This is a genomic window from Halobacillus trueperi, assembly GCF_003386945.1.
GTDB classification, from domain to species: domain Bacteria; phylum Bacillota; class Bacilli; order Bacillales; family Halobacillaceae; genus Halobacillus; species Halobacillus aidingensis.
The window spans coordinates 172,381-192,413 of the sequence record NZ_QUAE01000001.1 but is presented as its reverse complement, the minus strand read 5'-3'; the positions used below and the strand labels follow the sequence as shown (position 1 = coordinate 192,413).

Genomic DNA, 20,033 nt, shown 5'->3' with positions numbered 1-20,033 from the left:
ACCGCTATACTATTTGATAATGATTATCAATGTCAACACTAATTGAAAACCATTATCATTATCAATTGCACCCTTGCACTTTGATACAGAGCGGTTTTTGCCTTATTTTCTAGTCGATTATTTTTCTGATAATTAAGGAATTCGTCATGAATAAAAACAGGCGGTTTTAACTATAAAGGACCCCGTTTCTAGGTTTTTCTTCCCCTGTGTAAAATTGGGTGAAAAAAGTCCACCTTCGCAAACGAAGGTGGAACACGTTATTCATACAGTATCTCTTTCAGTGTCCTCGTCATTTTGTCCAAGGCTTCTGCCGAACGATCGACGACGCCCGCCATATTGATAAAACTGTGGACGAGATCTTCAAAATGGAGATGATTTACGGACACTCCTGAGGATTGAAGCCGCTCAGTATAAGCAAATGCTTCTTCTCTAAGGGGGTCGTATTGTGCTGTAACCATCACTGTCGGCGGTAACTCGGCCATGTTTTTGAGCCGCAGTGGTGAAACAAACACATCCCGCCCATCTTCCTCCTCTTTCAAATAGTGCTGGAAAAACCATTTCATTTTTTCATTCGTCAAGTTATATGTATAATTCGCCCTGTACGATTCGGTATCGAAATGATTATCCAACACAGGGGTAATCAGAAATTGATGAGAAATCTCTATCTCCTCATCGCCCCTGAAATAAATCGCCGACGCAGCAGCAAGGTTTCCTCCCGAACTTTCCCCTCCTACGGCCAGCCGCTTGAGATCAATGTTCCATTGATGAGCCTTATTCGCAACCCATGTGACCGCATCCAAAGCATCGTGGAAAGCTGCCGGATATTTATGTTCAGGGGCTAACCGGTAGTCAACGGAGACCACAACTGTTTGCGCATGACGGGAAAAGTACCGGCACACGTTATCTGAACTGTCGACAGCCCCGAAGACCCAGCCGCCGCCGTGAAAATAAACAAGGACAGGAAATGGCCCTTCTCCATCAGGTGTATAGATTTTCACCGGGATTTCATTCCCTGATCTGCCCTGAAAAGAAGAGTCAACCACGGCCACTCCGTCGACAGGTAGATCTTTAAAATATTCTCTGGCCACCTCGTAGTACTCTCTTGATTGTTTAGGAGTCAACACGTCCAGGGGTGGATGTTCTAGCTCAATCATTCGATCACCAATGGTTTTGAGTAAGCGAAGGACTTGTGCATCTACTTTCATACCACCAGCTCACTTTTAGACGTCTTCATCCTTGTCAACGTCTGGATTTCAACATCATTCTCCTGCAATGATTTTTCAAATGCCTCTTTCGCTCCCACAATTAAAGATGCTTGTTTCCCATGAAGATCAATGCGGCCTAAATTTTCTCCCCCGACCTCTTTTAAAATCGGGATTACAATCCGATTCCGCCGATCTGGTTCTCCGATAATTCTTTTTGCTTGGTAACGATCAAACAGAAAATAAATCATCGCACGAACGATGGATAAACCGTCATCTTTATTCAATAACGGACGAGGGCCAATTAAGAGATGCATGCCTACATCACCGTTTTGATAATCGTAATAGTCATTGATCGGGTCCTTTTCAACCGCATACGCAATCAGATAACAAACAGGCTCGCCATTGTATGTACCGATGTAGCCATCCTTATGATCAGCTTCTACGGACTTTCTCACCCATGAACGCAGCTCCTCCATTGGGAGATTCAGCTTCCAAAATGGTGAAATATGTTTTTGGTGCATCCAGTCATGCAGCAGCCCCACGTCTTTTTCTTCCAAGGGACGAAAAGAGAAAGCATCTTCCTTCGCTCTATCTTTCATCTTTAGTTCTGTACGATTAGTAGTATCACTCATATTTTTTCCTCCTCAGACAAATGATAACGATTTTCATTATCATTTGTTGTTGATTATAGAGAAAGGTGGAAGAAAGAGCAACAGACCTTTTGAACTATACGCCCACTCATCAGAAGTCTTAAACAGAAAGATTCTCCCTTTGTTTACCTGGAAAGAAAGGGTTGATAGGCTCAAGTGCACCGGCTGTTTGAGTTCATTTCATATACCTAAAAAGAATGTAAAAAAAGAGAGACTTCCTCAACGCGAGGAAGTCCCTATCAGCTTATTCTCCACTGTCCTGTTCATACTCAGCCAGCGTCACAGCAATTTCATCTTCAATATCCTTTACAGAACCTAGATAATTGTTCAACACAATCGAAAAGATCAACTCTTCCCCATCGGCTGACGTTACATATCCAGATAGCGATGTCACTCCCGTCAAAGAGCCCGTTTTAGCCCGCACGTTATCTTCGGCAGCTGTATCATTCATGCGATAACGAAGCGTACCACCAACAAAACGTTCCCCATTGCCTGCGACCGGAAGAGAATTCCAATAAGCAGGGAACCACTTTTTATCTTTTACCTGGTACAAAAGGTTGGAAATCTCATTGGCTGGAACCATGTTCACATGGGACATCCCTGACCCGTCACGAAGCCGCATCGTATCCGCATCAACGCTATTGTCAGTCAAGAAATCCTCCACAACCTCCAAACCTTTATCCCAGCTTCCTTCATCATGAACCACTTTTCCCATCTCTTTGAGCAATACTTCCGCATGGCCGTTGTTACTGATTTTCATAAACGGGATAAACAATTCTTCAAGAGGGATGGATTCCTTAGATATCAACACTTCTGCAGCCTCCGGAGTTTGACCGTCTACGACCTCTTTGCCCTTCACTTTAATTCCCTCATCTTTTAAAGCTTTGTGGAAGAGGTTCAGCGCGAGACCCGTCGGTTCGGAGACCGCAATCCATGACCTTGAACGGCTTCCATCCACTGGGATCGTTCCTTCTATGACAATTTGATTGGTCTCATGTTTCCGCTCTATGGAAATGTCTTTCGATTGATCGGAAGGTACAGTTGTGGCACGGTTTACGACTTCCACATAATCATTTTCAGGCGTCACCTTAATCTCTGCCGGTTCCCCAACCGTATCAGACGGATGAGCCGCTACAATGACCGTACCTGCATCATAATCCTCATTTGGGGAAACCGTCAGTGCAGATACTTGAGCACCGGTATAGTTGGTTTCATCGTTCCAGGCAATATCTTCGGATAAACGAATATCATCATACCACGTATCATCGGCGACAAGGTCACCTTTCACTTCCCGAATCCCTTTCTCTTTCAAAGACTGTGCCATAGCAGCGAAGTCCTCTTCCATCAACGTAGGATCGCCTTTCCCTTTTACATACAAATCTCCATGAAGTTTTTTTCCTTTGATGTCCCCATCAGCAAGGATTTCTGTCGTAAATGTATATTCCGGACCAAGAACTTCCATCGCCGCAGCTCCTGTCAGCAACTTCATATTCGATGCAGGCTTCAGACGAATATCCCCATCATGTTCGTAAATCATTTCACCCGTCTCTGCAGATCGAATACTCACCCCAGCAAGCGCGCCATCCAGCTCTTCATCCATCAAGATCCTATTGATCTCATGCCCAAGGTCATCATTTTCTGCGTTCACTCCCGTGCTTTCATTCGTTTGAAAAGGAGTGACGATTAAAAAAGAAGCCATCATTAAAACAACCATTTGTTTCCATCGAAATGGATTCATCATTATGTATATTCCTCCTTGAAAATTATGGATAACTCTAACCTTAGCAAAAATGACAGAAAATTATAACTATTATTTAGGATAAGAATGAAAACAGTGCCATAGTCGCAGTCTTTAATACTTAACCCTTTTTTATACCGTTTTTTCCATGCCTTCACTCTCTCACTTCTAAGAAGGTGAAGCGGGAGTAAAGATCCGTGTAAGGTCCGGTCTATATTCTCAAAAATGAAAAAAACCATGAATGAAATTAGGCAAATTCATTAATTCGTGAGAAAAGATAGGCGAAGATGCCGGAATTGAATAGGATGAAGAGATGTATTCAAGGGAGGCGAACGTTTATGTATCATATGAATGCTTATCCACCATATTTTCATCAGCGTCAGCAAGGGGCCATGATCTGCTTTCCACAAGGGCAGGGTGCTCAGATGCAAGGCGGAATGCAGGGAACGATTACTGGAGAAGACGGTGAAGAAATGAAGGTCACCTGCTATCCATTATATCCTCAGGCCGGGTCGCAGAATGGAGCGGGAAATCAAGGAAATGGAACCAGTAACGGTGAATCCGCTAGTGAGGAAAATGGAAGCGGTGAAAGCGGAATGCCGCAATCGCCTCAGAGTCCGTCCCAGGGGCAGGGCGGAAGCGGAACTGGCAACGGGATGATGCCGGGGTTTCCTTTTCCCGGGCAAAGTGAAAATGGAACGATGCCTGGATTCCCTATGCCGGGCCAGAACGGAAATGGAGCAACCCCGGGATTCCCTATGCCGGGGCAAAATAGTGGTGGCAGCGGAAGTGGGATGATGCCAGGGTTCCCTCAACCGGGTAGCAGCCAAGGTGGCATGCCAGGCGGTGGAATGATACCGGGGCTTCCGGGTATGGGAGGTCAATCACGCGAATATTTAGAACCAGCACCTTGGAGCTATCAAGGTTCCCATCATTACTACAAATAGATAATTTGGTGCCTGCCAAGAACGACTCCACAGAAAGGCAGGCACGCTCCTTTAATTCAAAATGTATTCCACCACATTTAATACTAAGCAGTACAGAAAAAAGATCGAAATTGAAACCTCAAGAATCATTACATTTAAGAGATCGGCGATATGTTCCCATACTAGTTTCTTATATACTGAAAAAACAATGGAATATAGTTTCAAAAAAAGACCCTTATTCTATTGAGAAATCACCGGAACTTGTCTCTACTTTCACTTGATATTTCCCCTTCCCCTTTTGTCCTTTGACTTTATGTTCCGTTCTTTCCTCATAATCGATTCCACCCAGCTGGATCAGCTCTTCTCCTGAACTAGAATCATAGTCTATCGTTAACGACGAAGGTTCATCATTAAAGGATAATTCAACATTCCCACTTGATGTATGAGCAAAGATATCACCATGAAGGCTGCGATAATTTAAATTCACATCACCTGAGGATGTTTCTGCTTCGGTATGGACAAAACTGATGTCATCCCCTCTCACATGCCCACTGCTCGTTCGGATCTCTGCCTTCGCTTCTGACCCATCCATATGGTTTAACGTTATTTCCCCACTGGAAGAACGGACCATCAACTTTTCATTGATTTGGGCACCCCCTATCTGGATATCCCCCGAGCTCGATTCAACAGTGGCAGAAACAGCTTTTAAGTTATGTAGTTTCACTGAAGATGATGATGTCTGCAGTTTAAGTGAATCGAAAGTTTGATCGGGGACGGTGACCTTTACCCTCATAGAATCTTGGTTGAAAAAGTCCAATGAAAAACCAAGTCTTCTCTTCTTGTTCAATTCAATTCCTAAAACTCCATCAGCTAACTGAACCTGATAAAGGTATTTCTCTAGATCTAGGTTAGAGCCGAAAAGTTCAACCTGTATCTGATTGTTCACTCCTTTTATGATTTGAACATCAGCGGTTGATGTATCGATATCAATAGAACGTACTTCCTCTCCTGAAAATGCTTGTTCGTTATGAACCTCCTCCGCATCTTTCTCTAATGCACTTGTCAGACGTAAAGAAACGATTCCCGTTATTACTCCTAGAATCACGGTTAAGCTAACAGCCCAGGCTATTTTTTTCATTTCCGTTTCCCCCTTGAGATGGTCGTCCCGTTTTTTCCGTTTCATATGTAAATCCTACATTAACAATTCCAATATTTCCATAAATTAATTGGAATTTTAAGGAAAATTATAAAACCGTAACAACCTGCTTTACATTATCTTTTTCACAAAAGACACACTCCCCACGAGAGTAGTCCTCTGTTTCCTGTGTGAAACAGTCTTTCTCTATCCACCATGAAGAAAATTATGATGAATACTACCTATATTTAAACGCTTTATAATAATTAATTTTTAAAAAAATGTAAATTCAACATAATCTACTTAACGAACAAAGAAGAGAAGAGTAAAATCTATTATAGATAGGAGCTGCTCTGGGTTATTAGAAAAAAAGGAGACTACTGAATGAATATAAAAAACATTTACGATCGGCTTAATAATGAAAAAATTGTAGGCATGTACTATAAGGTTTTAACGGAAATCTTTAATGGTACTTTATCGGATGTAATGTTCAACGAAATAGACTTATTAGAAACCATTGCTGCAAATAGAGGAATACAACTTTCTTATTTCAGATTCCAAGAACATATGAACAGTCCTTCTAAGGTGATGATACTGATACGATTCCATTGAGCATTTGGATACTGAGTCCATGCCTATACTAAAAAAAGCCTCCCTGTAATGGAAGGCTTGATCATGCACGATGGACCTTATCTTCGTAAAGGTATTTTACTTGAATTCACCACAGGTTTATTATTTTCCTCTTCACCTTTTAATAATTTATAAATCTTAGTCAGTTGATGGAAGATTCCTAATAAAACCCCCAGTACTGCCCCTAACAATAACGTGTTTCCAAAGCCTTCGGGGATAATTCCCAAAAAGAATGCGATGCCAATGCTAATAGCCATGTAAATCAAAACAACCATAGGATCCCCCCTTTATATATTAGTGATAAAGAAACAGGATTTTTTATGAATCATGAAGACGTACATAAAACCAATCGTTATTCTTTGGACAACATTTTTCTTATCATCCTCATCTGCCCTCTATGATTGATCTCATCTTCAAAGACATGAAACCAAATGAAATAGTTGTTTGAAGAATGATGATCCCACATCCGGTCCTCGTATAACCAACCATCGGTCCGTTGCGAAAATTCGTGAAGTGTTCTTCTTCTCACTTCTTCACGTTTAAAAAGATAGTATTCCAACGGGTACCCCTTGATGTCCTTTCTTCCTTTTTCTCCAAGACTATAAGCGGATCCCCATTCCAACATTTCCTGTCCGTTGGGAGTTCGTCCGTCAAGATTCATCATCAAACGGCTCCTTTTCTGACTATGTACATTCATAAATCATAAAAAGACATATGCGGTTTTGCCTCTTTGTAATAGTCGATACGATCTTTCCGTGTCCCTGTGTGAAATTCGAATTTATGACCATCGGGATCCGTAAAATAGATGGACCGTTTATCCCTCTTTTCACGCTCCCGCCCCGGAAGGATATGCACGCCCAGGCTGACCAGCTCCTCATAGGCGTCATCAAAGTCACATTCTCGAATCGTGAAAGCGGTGTGGGTATAGGAAGCTGAAATTTCATTTCTAGGAATATTTTTTTCTTCATTTAATGCAAGCCACATCCCCTGTAGATCAAAATAGGCGGTCGACTTTCCTCTAACTAATAACTCGGCTCCTAAAACTTTTTCATAGAATGTGATGGATGTTCCTAAGTCAGATACTGAAAAAAGAAAGTGGTTAAGCCCCTGGATTTTCAAAAAATCGCCTCCTTCAAAATTTTTCAGCGTGAAGCTGTTTCATGCCAGCGCCATTCAAAAGGATTTCACAACCTTAAAAGTTTGGCTCTTTTAAAGTTTAAGGTTGATATTTATATAAAAAAACAGAACTTCCGCAAAGTTGGAAGTTCTGTTTGGTTTTTACAGGACTTTCAGCAAAATTGAAACTTATTCATCCCATTTCAAAAGTTCAGCAATAACGTCAGAGCTCCCGGGAAGCAATAATAATGATAACGACATTACTATAAACCCAATACCAATTACAAATAGAAAAATTACTATTTTAACTGAACGAGGCACATCCTTTTTAAGTGCTCCAATTACAATTAGTACAATTCCGATAACGAGTAAGAATAAATAATAAAATCCCATCAAGACACTCCTCGTAATTTTTTCTTCTTTAAAGAATATGTTCAGATAATTGAATGAAGAAATAACCTTTATACAGTGAAAGTCTTCACCGTCCACGATAGTGGAGTATTTCCCAAATCGAACAATATGCTCTGATTCGCAATCAGGACAATCTCTTTTGTACCGGCTTGAATAATGGACAAGACGTATCGCCGATGAATCATTCATGATCATTCCCTCCTATGTTGTTCTTTCTTCGTTGAAAGAACCTCTCTAAACCATAAAGGGTGCCGTTACGTAAAGGTCAACCGTTCCTTTACCTCTTTCCAGGCTTTCATGAATGCTCGAACATTCTTATACCTTGCTTCTCTATCCTTATTTACTGCATTACTAGCCACTTCATAGAGATCTTCACCAGCTTCCCACCTCGACAACGAGTAATCCGTCTCCCCTCCTAATAGCCCAAACGCAATCGCTCCCATGGTGTACACGTTAGTACGCTCATCAATCACTGCCCCGAGCTTATATTCTTCCGGAGACTTGGACCGATCCGCTCCCCAGAACTCTTCGCCTATATCGTTAAAGGTAGGGCATTTTCGATAAAAATCTATATCACAAATGGTCGTGACATCATTCTTAAAATCATAAAGAATGCTGCCATCATAAAAGTCAACAGCCACAAATCCTCGCTCCTCCACAAAGGCATGAAAAGAAAAGGTCGTCTCAAGCGTCTTCAAACGCTTGGTAACATCTAGATTTCTGAACCGGTAATAAGGTGAGGTAGGATCTGTATATTTCGCTGGTCCGCCATGAGACCAATGTGAATGCAGACACTCTCCCTCTGCCCAATCGAAAACAGCAGCATACCCCTCCCTTAATGCAAAATGATTTTTAAGCTTGATCAAGGAAGGGTGGTCCAACTGTTCATAAACAGGAAGGGCTGTTTTCAACCGCTCCACCGCATCTTCTGGTTCGCCTGCAAAGTCCATCGGTTTCGCTCCTGCATATTTAACAAAAAACTTCCCATCTTCGTTTTCCACTCCGAAGCTGATGTTTCCTGAATCCTGCTCATCAAAGACACAAAACACGTGTCCTATTTCTTCCAACCAACGAAAATCATGGTCCTCCCGCAAAGAAAAGGACACATCACCCAGCATTTTTGTTTTCATAAAATCCTCCCTGTATTAGGGATCTCGCGTAGTTTATAGAGGCTGTGATACGCTCCCCCTTGAAATGGCCCCGATATTTCTTCTATTGCTTTTCATAAAACAACGCCTCCTTTCAAGCTCTTCTATCAAACGGTATAAATCCAGACGTCTTTTCCATCCAGAACTACCGACTTCTCTTTTTCCATCCCCATTTTTTCAGCAACACGCTGAGAGGCGATATTTCCGGACTGGATCATAGAAATCAATCGCTCCCGCTCCCTCTTTCCTTGCTTCAAAAGACCGGCAGCCGCTTCTGTCGCATACCCACGGCCCCAGTAATCCCGGCCTATCCAATAGCCGACCTCAAGCTCTTCTTTTCCGTCAATAAATTGAGGAACAAGTCCAGCATGGCCAATCTTCATCCCATCCGCCTTACGGACAAGAACGTGCAGTCCATGATTTTCCGAAGCTTCATATGTACGGTAGATCCACTGCAAAAATTCCCCGGCTCCTTTTTCCCCTTTCACCCTTCCATCCCCGATGAATCTTACAGTTTCCGGTTCCATCAGCATGGATAATAGAAAAGGAAAATCGTCATCCTTATACTTTCGAAAAAATAACCTTTCTGTTTGCAACCCCTCACATGATTGATTCATAGATTTCCAGAAGGTTACCGTCGGGATCTCTGAAATGAGCGACCTTGATGCCCCAGTCCTTCTGCTCCACAGGTTCTGTAATGAACGTCACTTTATCCTTCCATTCCTGATACGTCTCCTCCACGTCATCCACTTTAAAAATAAGTGCAGCTCTGTCCTCCCTGCTGCCGTTCTTTACATAAAGATTCCCTAGTGCTTCCACCATCTGCTTCCGTTCAAAGACGCCTAACGTCACCCCTCTGAATTTGAAATCTGCGTAGTTGGAGTTTTCATCTCCCCACGTCACTTTGAACCCGAGCGTATCCCGGTAAAAATAAAAACATGCTTGGTAATCATCTACAAGCAATCGCACATGAGTCAATTCCATATACATCGTCCTTTCTATATGTTTTCTGCTTAATAAAAAAGGTAATAACAGGAAGTAAACCTTTCATGGAGCTGATAAAATGACCCGAACTCAACAAATCATCCTTGGGCTTGCCCTCGGATTCGCCCTTTTCTTAGGTTTCCAGCTGGGGTTGGCTGTTTCCGATCAATTCGTTGTCGTCGTTCTCATTGCTCTAGGATGTGGATTCATTACCCGTTTCGTGCTGCAGTGGTTTTTCAAAAGGGGAAATCATGGGTAAGGAGGTATTCGTATGTGGCGAAGACTGCAATGGGGATTAATCACAGCTTTAGGATACATCATCGTTTCGCTGATGTTCGGCTATTTTGTTGTTGGAGAAATTAATTGGAGTCTCATGATAGGACTGACTGTAGGCGGCTTTTTTTCCGGGTTCACTTACCTTAATCCTCCTCCCCAAAAATGGCAGAAAGGTCAAGGTGTTTGAGCTCTTAATAGAAGGAATTCCTTATTATAGTTTCATAGTATATGATTTCCAGTTAAACGTCCATGATGCTCCCAGGCCCTCTACCTTTCATTCTTGCGATAGACCCTTATGCTTTCGGGACTCGAAAAGTAAGCAGGGCAGGTCACTTTCTCTCTTCCCGGCAGCCCCTCTCTTTCGCTGACAATCTTATCCCTTAAGTCATACCATGCTCCCCTTCCAAGAAAATCCCCATTGATAAGATGGATCCCTCTCTTTATGATGGTACATAACCCGTAAGATTCAAAAACAAAGGAGTACATAACCATGGACATCCGCCATTTGCAATACTTCATCGAAGTCGCACGTTTCCAGAGCTTCACCAAAGCAGCTGAGCATTTATTCATCTCACAACCAACCATCAGCAAAATGATAAAGAACCTGGAAGAAGACCTGGGTGTGGAATTGTTTGAACGCACACGAAAAAAGGTCACCCTCACCGATGCCGGGCGGCTGATTCTTATGCAGGCGAAAACCATTGATAAAGCATTTGAAAACCTCAATACCCAGCTCAATGATTTGCTCGGACTTAAAAAAGGCCACATTCGAGTGGGACTCCCCCCGATTATGGACGCCGAGCAGATCATTAACATTATCGGAGGCTTTCATGCGAAGCACCCTCATATTACCTATCAACTCATAGAGGATGGGGCGAAAAGAATCGAGGAGAATATCCTTCAGGAGGAACTGGATGTCGGCATTACCGTGTTACCGACGCAGGAGGAGAAATTTGACCACTTCTTTCTTTTAAGTGAGGAGCTTGAGGTCATTCTTCCTCCTGCCCACCCGTTAGCCGGACGAAAGCAGATTCGGCTGGAAGAGCTCAAAGACGATTCGTTCATTCTCTTCAGTAAAGACTTCGTTTTAAACGACCGGATCACCTCCTCCTGCAAAGAGGCCGGCTTTATACCGAAAGTCATTTCCGAGAGCTCACAGTGGGACTTTATCGGCAAGATGATCGCTTCCAACCTCGGGATTTCCATCCTCCCAAAAAGCGTGGCCCGTCTGCTTACGCAAGACGTAAAGCGATTGAAGGTCATCCAGCCGACCATCGCCTGGGAACTCGCTATCATTTGGCCGAAAAACCAATACATATCGTATGCTACGAAAGAATGGCTCGCTTATACACAAGATCGATTGAGTATGGATTAAAGATCGACCAGCTCCCACGAGGGGCTGGTCTTTTTCATGCCAAAATCAATAGTTGAAAACACTTCCATTGATAAAAGCTATCCAACTCATGACGATTCGCTATTTCACTTATGAAGACAACGCTCGTACACTGAAATTATCAACGAACACAAAGACATGTCTTGATGTTGAAAAGAAATAATAAATCGAACCAAACAGGAGGCAGACTCATGGAAGCGAAACGCACCAAAGAAAGTTTAGTCATCAATACAGATCAAGTGATGATCAACGATTTAAACAATTACAACACATTGTTCGGCGGGGTCCTCATGAAGAAACTCGACAACAATGCCACATTATCTGCGAGGCGCCATGCACGTGTGAAAGAATGCGTCACCGCTTCGACCGACTCCATCGACTTCCTGCATCCGATTCATCAAACGGACTCGGTTTGTGTGGAATCCTTCGTCTCCTATACCGGAAACAAATCGATGGAGATCTTTTGTAAAGTCATTGCCGAGGACATGATTACCGGTCACCGTCGAATGGCCGCTACTGCATTTTTAACCTTTGTCGCTCTCGATGAAAATAAAAAAGCGATCAAAGTTCCGAGGGTGATTCCTGAGACAGAGGAAGAGGAATTTCTCTATCAATCTGGTGAAGAGCGAGCCAAAACAAGACGAATTCGACGGGAGCACAGCGCTCAGCTCACCGAAATCATTGGACTTGAAAAACCATGGGAAAAAGGAGAGGATCAACATGTTGAAGTTAGCCAGCTTGGATGAATTGTACGAAGCAAAAAAAGGGTTGGAAGAAGTCAGCCGCCGCTATCCGGATGTCTATGAAATGTTGACTCATGTGGTCAGCTTCACCCGTCAGCTTCAAATCAAATATGGCTATATGGGAGCCATGCTGATGGAAGAAGAACTGACCACAATGTATCCAGCATTTATTAAAGGGTCCATCCTATCTCTTTATAAGAAAGAAGTGGACAAGCTGAAAAACCACGAAGATTTCCCTGTCATTAAAGATCTGTTAAATCAATACAGAGAAGTGGGAGATGCTAAACTCTTTCTATTAATACTAGGAGCTAAACCGGAGCTGCTAAAAGGGTCCACGTTCATTAAATAGGCCATGCGGATATCATCGGCCTTCTGGCCCCGTTCAGATGAAGGAGCAACTGAATGGGGCCCAGGCCCTTTACCGCTATCGAAAAAGGAACTCCCGCACGGCCCAAGGTATGTGGAACGACCTATCCTATTTACTCCTGTTTGTTATGTACGATAAGAGGCACTGGTCGTTTGGATTTCCCCTAATTCAATACGGTTTCCATCCGGGTCCAGAAAGACCGCGATCGTTCCCCATTCAAACACACACCTCTCTTCTAAAAAGTGGATGCCACGTTCCTTCAGGCTATGGACTTCCTTGCTGAGGTCTTCCACATCAAAACGAAGGACGGCCGGGTTCTCGCCCCTTGTTTTCTCTCTTGTTTGAGCCACCCCGCCTTTTTCGACCATAAGATAACCAATGGGAAGGTCGAAACAGACGAGCATGTCCTGACTCCTTCTAACAGGTAATTGTAAAAGATTCTGATAGAAGCTAACACACTTCTGAAACCGCTCGACAAACAAAATCAAACCAAATTCATCAATGTTCATCCTGCCCAGCTCCCTTGTCTATGAATTCTTGCTATAAAACGTCCATTTACGGTGCAAATAATGTTCCATTAATGGCGTGTATGTACCGTTCCGCCGACTTTTGCACAACGTCATCCGCCTTCGTTTTTACGACTTTGTGAAAAGCATTGTAAATACGGTCGAAAGCAAGTCCCTCCACTTTCTCTGCAATCTCAGCAACTTTTGCTGCCGGCAGAGGAATCAAATTCGGATAACTGTACATGAAGCTCACCCACCGATGGTCGGCAACAACCTGAATAATATCTCCAGTCAGCAGCAAGCCCTCTGCACCATGTTCCATGTGCAGGACCGCTCCCCCTTTGAAATGTCCTCCCAGACGTTGAAGTGATAGATTTTTTGAGAGTTTCATAGATTCCCCTTCCCAGAAGTGAAGGTATGCGCTCTCTTCCATTACCCACTCTCTGTCATCCTGATGAAGATAAACGGGCGCATCGAATGCTTCGGCCCAATCGGTCATACGGGAATAATAATGCGGATGGGAAATAGCAATTGCATCAATCCCCCCGAGTGCGCGAATCACATCCACCGTCTCTTGATCTAAATAAGTAATGCAGTCCCAAAGGACATTCATGCCATCTTTTTGAACCAAGTACGCCGTCTGCCCAATCCCGAATTTAGGAGTCGTCGTAATGCTGTACAGTCCTTTTTCCTCTTCCCTAATAATGTTTTTATATCGTTCTGTCTGAACAAGTTCTTCATGTGTCGTCCATGTCTGTCCCTCTGGGTTTACATACTGCCTTTCTTCGCTGCATATATCACAACCATTTGGTCCTTCTTTTCTTTCCGAATACTGAACGCCACAAGTCTCGCAAATGTACTTCTCCATGAATCTTCCTCCCTTTGATTGTTCCGCTTTTGTTCTATCTTCAGCTTAGCTGGAAAATGAAAAAGGGGTCACCTGCAATAGATGGAATGCTTTCTACAACTTTGGATGTATAAAAAAAGAGACTCGTGAAGAGCCTCTTTTCTGATCATTATTCTTCTGTTTCTGAATTTGATTCCTGCGTTACGAGTTTCAAAGGCACCGGAATTGTATCTTCAACTCCCTCCCCTTGCAGCACATCGGCACCCGCCTGGACAGCAAGCTTGCCAATTTCCTCTGGCTGCTGAGCAACTGTGGCCGAAAGGTTTCCATTTTTGATACTCGTAATCGCATCATCGTTCCCGTCGAATCCGACGACAAGAACATCCCGACCTGAACTTTGGATGGCCTGGTAGGCTCCGAGCGCCATTTCATCGTTATGAGCGAAAACAGCTTCGATGTCCGGATTTCCTTGGATGATGTTTTCCATCGTATTCAATCCTTCCGTCCGGTCAAAGTTCGCCGTTTGTTTGGCTACAACATCCAGTTTTTCATCGGCAATGTTGTGGAAGCCAGCGCCGCGTTCACGTGTCGCGGACGCGCCGGGGACACCTTCAAGTTCAGCTACTTTGGCACCTTCACCAAGCTGATCAAACAAATACTCCCCTGCCATTTCGCCGCCTTTTTCGTTATCTGAGCTGACCAATGTCGCGACTTCCCCTTTTTCTGCAGAACGGTCAAGCGTCACGACCGGTATGCCTAAGCTGTTGGCTGATTGAACGGCCGTCGAAATAGCCGAAGAATCGGTAGGATTGATCAGCAATACATCCACACCCTGCTGGATCAAATCCTCCACGTCATTGATTTGTTTAGCTGCATCATTTTGCGCATCTACGACTACGACTTCCATCCCTTGAGCCGCGGCCTCATTTTCTACCCCTTCTTTCATAGAAACGAAGAATGGGTTATTCAGCGTAGATACAGACAGACCGATTTTAATGTCATCCGGATTTTTATCCCCTTTAGGTTTAGCCCATTCCGGTGGCTGCAGCGAGCAGGCACCAAGGAACACCAGGGATAAACTCATCAATAATACGACTAGCTTCTTCATGTTACCCCTCCTATGCTGCTTTCTTTCGATCGATTAGTACGGCGATGATGATGACGACACCTTTGACCACCATTTGGAAAAAGGATGAAACGCCGAGAAGATTCAAGCCGTTGTTCAACGTTCCGATAATCAGAGCTCCAATCAACGTCCCAATAATCAAACCACGTCCGCCGGAAAGGCTCGTCCCGCCAAGGACAACAGCAGCGATCGCATCAAGTTCGTACGACGTACCTGCTGTCGGCTGGGCCGAGTTCAATCGCGATGTAAGAATAGCCCCTGCAAGCGCTGAAAGCAGACCAGCGAGTGAGTAGACCATCACTTTAATCCGAGAGACTTTGATACCTGAAATGAGTGCAGCCTTCTCGTTGCCGCCGATGGCATACGTTTTACGACCGAATGGAGTTTTATGCAAAATCACCCACAGGACAGCAAAAGCAAGAAGCATCGTAATCGCTGGAACTGGAATACCCAAGAAATATCCTCTTCCGAAAAGTTGAAAAGCATAGCTGTCGCCAAGACCTGTAATCGGGTTACCGTCGGTGTAAACAAGCGTCAAACCACGGAACATCGTCATCGTTGCAAGTGTTGCGATGAACGGGGCCATCTTTCCTTTTGTAATAAGAAGACCGTTAACCGTTCCCATTAGTGCTCCAAGCAAACATCCAATTAGAATAGCTAATATCGGGTCAATACCTGAGACCATCATCCCTGCCATCAAGGCACTGGATAAAGCGAGAATCGATCCGACAGACAAATCGATACCCCCTGTTAAGATCACGAATGTCATTCCATAGGCAATCAGTGCATTGATCGCGACTTGTCTTAATAAATTCAATAAGTTCAATGGTTCAAGAAAACTTGGATTAATAATGGAAACCGTCGCCATCAAAACAAGCAAACCAACGAATGGTCCTAATTTCTGCATCAAGTTTCCTACATGATTCGATTTTTTGATTGCATTAATCATTGACATTACCTCCTGTTGCCAGTGTCATAATTTTTTCCTGATCGGCTTCTTCTTTGGAAAGTTCTCCAGCAATGGTTCCCTCATGGACAACGAGCACGCGATCGCTCATCCCTAACACTTCTGGAAGCTCAGAAGAGACCATGATGATGGCTACGCCTCTGTCGGTCAATTCATTCATCAACTGATAAATCTCCCGTTTTGCCCCAACATCGACACCGCGGGTCGGCTCATCCAAAATGAGAACTTTCGGACCGATTCCGATCCATTTCGCGATGACGACCTTTTGCTGGTTTCCTCCAGATAGATTCTTTGCTTCCGTTTTGGCTGATTCAGTTTTAATCGTCAGCCTTTTGATGAGCAAATCGACAAATTCACGCTCACGCTTTTCTCCGATGAGTCCTTTGTCTGTGAAACTGTACAAACTCGGGAGGGCGATGTTGTCCTGAATCGGGAAATTGAGAACGAGCCCTTCTTCTTTTCGATCTTCCGTAATGAAACCGAGGCCGAGCTTGACCGCCTGGCTCGGGCTTTTCACCGTCACTTTTTCTCCATTGATGAAAATGTCACCCTGGTACTTGCCATCCAAACCAAAAATCGTGCGCATGATTTCTGTACGCCCCGCGCCCATCAATCCGGCGACGCCGACGATTTCACCTGACCGGGCACGAAAGTTCACATTCTCGAAGAGGCCTTTTTTTGTAAGGTTTTTCACTTCCAGCATAGTTTCTCCAGGCTTCGCTTCTCTCGCAGGAAAACGATCGGTCAGTTCACGTCCGACCATCTTCCGGACCACGTCATCAAAATTCGTTTCAGGAATCGGCTTCGTATCCACCGTCTGCCCATCACGCATGACCGTGATCGTATCGCAAATCGTAAAGATCTCCTCCATCCGGTGGGAGATATAAACGATGGATACGCCGGATTTTTTCAATGACCGAATGACGTCGAAAAGCTTCTCTATTTCCCTGTCTGTCAAAGCAGCTGTCGGCTCGTCCATAATGATCACTTTGGCATCCGTCATGAGGGCTTTAGCAATCTCAATCATTTGCTGCTCACCAACCGAACACTGGCCGGCTTCTTTATGAACTGGAATAGAAATGGAAAGCTTCTCAAACTGCTCATTCGCAACCGCTTTCATTTTACTTGTATGAATAAGCCCAAAATGTGTAACCGGTTCCTTATTAATAAACAAGTTTTCCAGCACCGTCATTTCCGGCCAAACATTCAATTCTTGATGAATAAAGGCAATGCCGTATTCTTCCGCTTCCTTTGGGTTGGCAAACGTTTTTTCCTTTCCATCAATTTCAATTGTACCTTGGTCCTTTTTATGAAGCCCTGTCAGGATATTCATAAGCGTAGATTTTCCAGCGCCATTCTCACCCATCAATGCATGAACTTCACCGTCTTTAATATGAATATCAACGCCTTCAAGGACTTTGTTCTTTCCGAAAGCTTTATGAATCTGGTTCATCCGGATTTCCATGATCGCTCACCTCTTTAAAAAGTTACTCCAGCGTGAAGAATACAGTTCGCATATGGGCTGACTTCCCCTGTCCGCACCACTGCTTTCGCTTGTTTCAGATGATGTTTCAATGCTTCATGAGAGAGATAATCGACTTCCCCAAACCATTCTTTCATCCCTTTATGAACAGAGGGGTTCTGCTCCATTTCCTCTGCTATCGTCACACGTTCGACAACCATTTCTTCTTTCAATACCTCTACGACTTCAAGAAAAGAAGGAACCCCTTGCTTTAAAGAGAGATCGATTTTTCTCACTCCGTCCGGCACGGGAAGACCCGCATCAGCAACAACTATGGTATCGGTGTGACCGAGGTCTGCAAAAACTTTGGATAAATGGCTGTTCAAAAGGCCGTGTCGTTTCATTCCGTAAGTCCCCCTTCTACTTCTTTCCTCGTAGGCATGCCGCCTTGAGCTCCGAACCCTGTAACTGACAGGGATGCCGCTCGATTAGCGAAGCGCAGACTGTCTCTCAAGCCCATCCCTTCTGCAATGGCTGTTCCGAATGCAGCATTAAACGTATCGCCCGCACCCGTGGTGTCTATTGGTTTTACAGGAAAAGACGGAACGAGCGCTTCTTCTTTTCCATCAAAGTAGCGTACACCCGCCGCCCCTTCTGTAATGAACAGTTTATTTGGATATTTCTTTAATGCTTTTGCAAGTTCTTCTCCTTGAAAGAGTAAAGCAGCTTCATGTTCGTTCGGCGTAAGATAGCTCACTTGTTCCACCACTCGATCAGGAATTTCCCTTGCTGGTGCTGGGTTCAATAACAAGGGCACACCAAGCTCCTGACATAGTCGAGCCGTTTCAATCACGGTTTCTTCAGGGACTTCCTGCTGAATCATCACAAGGTCACACGTTTCAATGAAGTCACGTTTTTCTTTTACATAGTCAGGAGTGACGTGGTCGTTCGCTCCTTTGACGACAACAATGCTGTTATCCCCTTCAGCTAAGATGATGTGTGCCGTTCCGCTTCTCACATGTGTAACCGGTTCCACATAATCCGTCTGAACACCATTTGACTTGAAATTATTTAAGATTGCAGTACCGTAAGCGTCCTCTCCCACGCGTCCGATCATATACACTTCTGCTCCGAGACGGGCGGCGGCAACGGCCTGGTTCGCTCCTTTTCCTCCAGGGACGGTTTCAAATGATTCACCGAGGACAGTCTCTCCCGCACCCGGCCGCCGTTTTGATGTCACGACTAAATCCATGGAAGAGCTGCCAATTACAGCAATTTTAGGTTTTCTCATTGATTTCATTCCTTTCGTGTCGTCTTTCTTTCTACTAACTCCACAGGCATTTGAATGGTTTGTTCCACACCTGGTTCTTTTTTTATTGTTCGTATCAATAGTTTTGCCGCTTCCCTTCCCATTTCATAGGCCGGCTGGCGAATCGTGGAAAGGGTCGGATAGGACAAACTGCTTTGAGGAATATCGTCATAGCCAATGATTTGTACATCTTCCGGAATACGTTTTCCACGTTCCAGGGCCTCATGAATGATCGCGATCCCGACAATATCGTTACTCGCAATGACTCCATCTGTATCTGAGAATTTATCAAACAGTTCTTCTGCCCACCCTTGGGCTTCTTCGAAAGAATAGGAGGTAGTAGACAATACAGAAAAATCAACATCTGCCTGACTCAGCTCTTCGATGGCTCCTTGAAAGCGGTCTTGGGCGGGCTTGATATTGGCTGGACCTTTTACGAGCGTAATTCTTTGCGCTCCCTTTTCAATGAGCGTTTTTGCTGCCAGACGGCCGCCCTCTCTTCCATCTGCGAAAACGGCTGGATAGTTTTCCGACGCCCGGTCCAAGAGTACAAGTGGCAGATCCAGGGCTTCGTAGATTTTGTAGTCCACATGGTTGGTTGCCGTAATGATTCCCACCACATTGTTCTGGACGAATGTTTGTATATAATCCAATTCTTTTTGAATATTTTCATCACTGTTCCCGAGCAGAAGTCGATATCCTGCCTGGCTCAGTTCATCTTCCACACCTCTCGCCAGCTGTGGAAAGAACGGGTTCGTGATATCAGGTAAAAGCAGACCGATCAGACGGGACTCCCTTTTGTAAAGAGAACGTGCCACTTCGTTCGGACTGTAGTTCAATTCAGCAATGGCTTCCATCACTTTCTTTCTCGTATCTGCTCCAACATAGCCATTATCATTCAACACACGTGAAACAGTAGCCACTGAAACGCCTGCTTCACGAGCAACATCTTTGATTGTTACCATACGTTCACCTCTGTGTGTAACCGGTTACAGATAAAGTACCACATTATTGTAATCGTTTGCAAGAACTTTTTGATAAGAACAGCTACAATTTGAATTTAATTAGCTGTTTTTAATGATTAAACATGATGA

25 protein-coding genes are annotated in these 20,033 nt (G+C 44.1%); 6 read left to right on the top strand and 19 right to left on the bottom strand.

The window, feature by feature from the left end:
• Positions 1-257: 257 nt before the first annotated feature.
• The 3 genes from DYE48_RS01020 to dacB all read right to left on the bottom strand — a co-directional run bounded on the left by DYE48_RS01020 (position 258) and on the right by dacB (position 3,596).
• On the bottom strand, positions 258-1,205 hold the full coding sequence (locus DYE48_RS01020; protein WP_115822005.1) for an alpha/beta hydrolase: 948 nt from the start codon (positions 1,203-1,205) through the stop codon (positions 258-260).
• Positions 1,202-1,837, bottom strand: a complete 636-nt coding sequence (locus tag DYE48_RS01015; protein WP_115822004.1) for a GNAT family N-acetyltransferase — start codon at positions 1,835-1,837, stop codon at positions 1,202-1,204. Before DYE48_RS01015 ends, DYE48_RS01020 begins: the two co-directional genes overlap by 4 nt.
• 262 nt (positions 1,838-2,099) lie before the next feature.
• Positions 2,100-3,596, bottom strand: a complete 1,497-nt coding sequence (gene dacB / locus DYE48_RS01010; protein WP_341865603.1) for a D-alanyl-D-alanine carboxypeptidase/D-alanyl-D-alanine endopeptidase — start codon at positions 3,594-3,596, stop codon at positions 2,100-2,102.
• A gap of 335 nt (positions 3,597-3,931) precedes the next feature.
• Here dacB and DYE48_RS21285 point away from each other — a divergent pair, with 335 nt between their 5' ends.
• Positions 3,932-4,540, top strand: a complete 609-nt coding sequence (locus tag DYE48_RS21285) for a hypothetical protein (protein WP_208639622.1) — start codon at positions 3,932-3,934, stop codon at positions 4,538-4,540.
• Between the two features lie 214 nt (positions 4,541-4,754).
• Here the strand turns inward: DYE48_RS21285 and DYE48_RS01000 are convergent, their stop codons facing one another.
• From DYE48_RS01000 to DYE48_RS00960, 8 genes are all read right to left on the bottom strand, one after another.
• On the bottom strand, positions 4,755-5,657 hold the full coding sequence (locus tag DYE48_RS01000; protein WP_167449413.1) for a DUF4097 family beta strand repeat-containing protein: 903 nt from the start codon (positions 5,655-5,657) through the stop codon (positions 4,755-4,757).
• A gap of 686 nt (positions 5,658-6,343) precedes the next feature.
• Entirely contained in the window at positions 6,344-6,559 is a 216-nt protein-coding gene (locus tag DYE48_RS00990; RefSeq protein WP_115822001.1) for a hypothetical protein, read from the bottom strand.
• A gap of 77 nt (positions 6,560-6,636) precedes the next feature.
• Positions 6,637-6,948: a hypothetical protein gene (locus DYE48_RS00985; protein WP_167449412.1), complete on the bottom strand. Its 312-nt coding sequence runs from the start codon at positions 6,946-6,948 to the stop codon at positions 6,637-6,639.
• A 29-nt stretch (positions 6,949-6,977) separates the two neighbouring features.
• Positions 6,978-7,403, bottom strand: coding sequence for a metallothiol transferase FosB (gene fosB / locus DYE48_RS00980; RefSeq protein ID WP_115821999.1), 426 nt, complete (start codon positions 7,401-7,403; stop codon positions 6,978-6,980).
• 186 nt (positions 7,404-7,589) lie between these two features.
• On the bottom strand, positions 7,590-8,000 hold the full coding sequence (locus DYE48_RS21330) for a hypothetical protein (protein ID WP_244199355.1): 411 nt from the start codon (positions 7,998-8,000) through the stop codon (positions 7,590-7,592).
• 65 nt (positions 8,001-8,065) lie between these two features.
• Positions 8,066-8,941, bottom strand: a complete 876-nt coding sequence (locus DYE48_RS00970) for a serine/threonine protein kinase (RefSeq protein ID WP_115821998.1) — start codon at positions 8,939-8,941, stop codon at positions 8,066-8,068.
• 125 nt (positions 8,942-9,066) lie between these two features.
• Positions 9,067-9,576, bottom strand: coding sequence for a GNAT family N-acetyltransferase (locus DYE48_RS00965; protein WP_115821997.1), 510 nt, complete (start codon positions 9,574-9,576; stop codon positions 9,067-9,069).
• Entirely contained in the window at positions 9,560-9,943 is a 384-nt protein-coding gene (locus tag DYE48_RS00960) for a VOC family protein (protein ID WP_115821996.1), read from the bottom strand. Before DYE48_RS00960 ends, DYE48_RS00965 begins: the two co-directional genes overlap by 17 nt.
• A 79-nt stretch (positions 9,944-10,022) precedes the next feature.
• On the opposite strand from DYE48_RS00960, the gene DYE48_RS00955 reads away from it, so the two are divergent.
• The 5 genes from DYE48_RS00955 (at position 10,023) to DYE48_RS00935 (ending at position 12,704) form a co-directional block, all read left to right on the top strand.
• Positions 10,023-10,202 carry a hypothetical protein gene (locus DYE48_RS00955; protein WP_115821995.1) on the top strand — a complete coding sequence of 60 codons (180 nt, stop codon included), beginning with the start codon at positions 10,023-10,025 and terminating at the stop codon, positions 10,200-10,202.
• 12 nt (positions 10,203-10,214) lie between these two features.
• Positions 10,215-10,406, top strand: coding sequence for a hypothetical protein (locus DYE48_RS00950; protein WP_115821994.1), 192 nt, complete (start codon positions 10,215-10,217; stop codon positions 10,404-10,406).
• 303 nt (positions 10,407-10,709) lie between these two features.
• Positions 10,710-11,594, top strand: a complete 885-nt coding sequence (gene cidR / locus DYE48_RS00945) for a cidABC operon transcriptional activator CidR (RefSeq protein WP_115821993.1) — start codon at positions 10,710-10,712, stop codon at positions 11,592-11,594.
• Positions 11,595-11,803: 209 nt separating this feature from the next.
• On the top strand, positions 11,804-12,358 hold the full coding sequence (locus DYE48_RS00940; protein ID WP_115821992.1) for an acyl-CoA thioesterase: 555 nt from the start codon (positions 11,804-11,806) through the stop codon (positions 12,356-12,358).
• The gene (locus tag DYE48_RS00935; protein ID WP_115821991.1) at positions 12,333-12,704 is read left to right on the top strand and encodes a hypothetical protein; all 372 of its coding nucleotides are present in this window, start codon (positions 12,333-12,335) and stop codon (positions 12,702-12,704) included. Before DYE48_RS00940 ends, DYE48_RS00935 begins: the two co-directional genes overlap by 26 nt.
• 143 nt (positions 12,705-12,847) lie before the next feature.
• On the opposite strand, the gene DYE48_RS00930 is transcribed toward DYE48_RS00935, so the two are convergent.
• The 8 genes from DYE48_RS00930 to DYE48_RS00895 form a co-directional block, all read right to left on the bottom strand.
• On the bottom strand, positions 12,848-13,231 hold the full coding sequence (locus tag DYE48_RS00930; RefSeq protein ID WP_115821990.1) for a VOC family protein: 384 nt from the start codon (positions 13,229-13,231) through the stop codon (positions 12,848-12,850).
• Between the two features lie 46 nt (positions 13,232-13,277).
• Entirely contained in the window at positions 13,278-14,096 is an 819-nt protein-coding gene (locus DYE48_RS00925) for an MBL fold metallo-hydrolase (RefSeq protein ID WP_115821989.1), read from the bottom strand.
• A gap of 148 nt (positions 14,097-14,244) precedes the next feature.
• On the bottom strand, positions 14,245-15,183 hold the full coding sequence (rbsB, locus tag DYE48_RS00920; protein WP_115821988.1) for a ribose ABC transporter substrate-binding protein RbsB: 939 nt from the start codon (positions 15,181-15,183) through the stop codon (positions 14,245-14,247).
• A gap of 10 nt (positions 15,184-15,193) precedes the next feature.
• Positions 15,194-16,156 (bottom strand): ribose ABC transporter permease RbsC, encoded by a 963-nt coding sequence (gene rbsC, locus DYE48_RS00915; protein WP_425269275.1) that lies wholly within the window; start codon positions 16,154-16,156, stop codon positions 15,194-15,196.
• Entirely contained in the window at positions 16,143-17,633 is a 1,491-nt protein-coding gene (locus tag DYE48_RS00910) for a sugar ABC transporter ATP-binding protein (RefSeq protein WP_115821986.1), read from the bottom strand. The genes rbsC and DYE48_RS00910 overlap by 14 nt, the downstream gene beginning before the upstream one ends.
• Positions 17,634-17,647: 14 nt before the next feature.
• Positions 17,648-18,034, bottom strand: coding sequence for a D-ribose pyranase (gene rbsD / locus DYE48_RS00905; protein WP_115821985.1), 387 nt, complete (start codon positions 18,032-18,034; stop codon positions 17,648-17,650).
• The gene (gene rbsK, locus DYE48_RS00900; protein ID WP_115821984.1) at positions 18,031-18,921 is read right to left on the bottom strand and encodes a ribokinase; all 891 of its coding nucleotides are present in this window, start codon (positions 18,919-18,921) and stop codon (positions 18,031-18,033) included. The genes rbsD and rbsK overlap by 4 nt, the downstream gene beginning before the upstream one ends.
• Positions 18,922-18,926: 5 nt before the next feature.
• Complete coding sequence (locus DYE48_RS00895; protein WP_115821983.1) at positions 18,927-19,904, bottom strand: LacI family DNA-binding transcriptional regulator; 978 nt, start codon at positions 19,902-19,904, stop codon at positions 18,927-18,929.
• Between the last annotated feature and the right edge of the window lie 129 nt (positions 19,905-20,033).

Bases quoted from the DNA above. Each gene is read 5' to 3' on its own strand.
- DYE48_RS01020 (WP_115822005.1), bottom strand. From the start codon at position 1,205: ATGAAAGTAGATGCACAAGTCCTTCGCTTACTCAAAACCATTGGTGAT.
- DYE48_RS01015 (WP_115822004.1), bottom strand. From the start codon at position 1,837: ATGAGTGATACTACTAATCGTACAGAACTAAAGATGAAAGATAGAGCG.
- dacB (WP_341865603.1), bottom strand. From the start codon at position 3,596: ATGATGAATCCATTTCGATGGAAACAAATGGTTGTTTTAATGATGGCT.
- DYE48_RS21285 (WP_208639622.1), top strand. From the start codon at position 3,932: ATGTATCATATGAATGCTTATCCACCATATTTTCATCAGCGTCAGCAA.
- DYE48_RS01000 (WP_167449413.1), bottom strand. From the start codon at position 5,657: ATGAAAAAAATAGCCTGGGCTGTTAGCTTAACCGTGATTCTAGGAGTA.
- DYE48_RS00990 (WP_115822001.1), bottom strand. From the start codon at position 6,559: ATGGTTGTTTTGATTTACATGGCTATTAGCATTGGCATCGCATTCTTT.
- DYE48_RS00985 (WP_167449412.1), bottom strand. From the start codon at position 6,948: ATGATGAATCTTGACGGACGAACTCCCAACGGACAGGAAATGTTGGAA.
- DYE48_RS21330 (WP_244199355.1), bottom strand. From the start codon at position 8,000: ATGAATGATTCATCGGCGATACGTCTTGTCCATTATTCAAGCCGGTAC.
- DYE48_RS00970 (WP_115821998.1), bottom strand. From the start codon at position 8,941: ATGAAAACAAAAATGCTGGGTGATGTGTCCTTTTCTTTGCGGGAGGAC.
- DYE48_RS00965 (WP_115821997.1), bottom strand. From the start codon at position 9,576: ATGAATCAATCATGTGAGGGGTTGCAAACAGAAAGGTTATTTTTTCGA.
- DYE48_RS00960 (WP_115821996.1), bottom strand. From the start codon at position 9,943: ATGGAATTGACTCATGTGCGATTGCTTGTAGATGATTACCAAGCATGT.
- DYE48_RS00955 (WP_115821995.1), top strand. From the start codon at position 10,023: ATGACCCGAACTCAACAAATCATCCTTGGGCTTGCCCTCGGATTCGCC.
- DYE48_RS00950 (WP_115821994.1), top strand. From the start codon at position 10,215: ATGTGGCGAAGACTGCAATGGGGATTAATCACAGCTTTAGGATACATC.
- cidR (WP_115821993.1), top strand. From the start codon at position 10,710: ATGGACATCCGCCATTTGCAATACTTCATCGAAGTCGCACGTTTCCAG.
- DYE48_RS00940 (WP_115821992.1), top strand. From the start codon at position 11,804: ATGGAAGCGAAACGCACCAAAGAAAGTTTAGTCATCAATACAGATCAA.
- DYE48_RS00935 (WP_115821991.1), top strand. From the start codon at position 12,333: ATGTTGAAGTTAGCCAGCTTGGATGAATTGTACGAAGCAAAAAAAGGG.
- DYE48_RS00930 (WP_115821990.1), bottom strand. From the start codon at position 13,231: ATGAACATTGATGAATTTGGTTTGATTTTGTTTGTCGAGCGGTTTCAG.
- DYE48_RS00925 (WP_115821989.1), bottom strand. From the start codon at position 14,096: ATGGAGAAGTACATTTGCGAGACTTGTGGCGTTCAGTATTCGGAAAGA.
- rbsB (WP_115821988.1), bottom strand. From the start codon at position 15,183: ATGAAGAAGCTAGTCGTATTATTGATGAGTTTATCCCTGGTGTTCCTT.
- rbsC (WP_425269275.1), bottom strand. From the start codon at position 16,156: ATGTCAATGATTAATGCAATCAAAAAATCGAATCATGTAGGAAACTTG.
- DYE48_RS00910 (WP_115821986.1), bottom strand. From the start codon at position 17,633: ATGGAAATCCGGATGAACCAGATTCATAAAGCTTTCGGAAAGAACAAA.
- rbsD (WP_115821985.1), bottom strand. From the start codon at position 18,034: ATGAAACGACACGGCCTTTTGAACAGCCATTTATCCAAAGTTTTTGCA.
- rbsK (WP_115821984.1), bottom strand. From the start codon at position 18,921: ATGAGAAAACCTAAAATTGCTGTAATTGGCAGCTCTTCCATGGATTTA.
- DYE48_RS00895 (WP_115821983.1), bottom strand. From the start codon at position 19,904: ATGGTAACAATCAAAGATGTTGCTCGTGAAGCAGGCGTTTCAGTGGCT.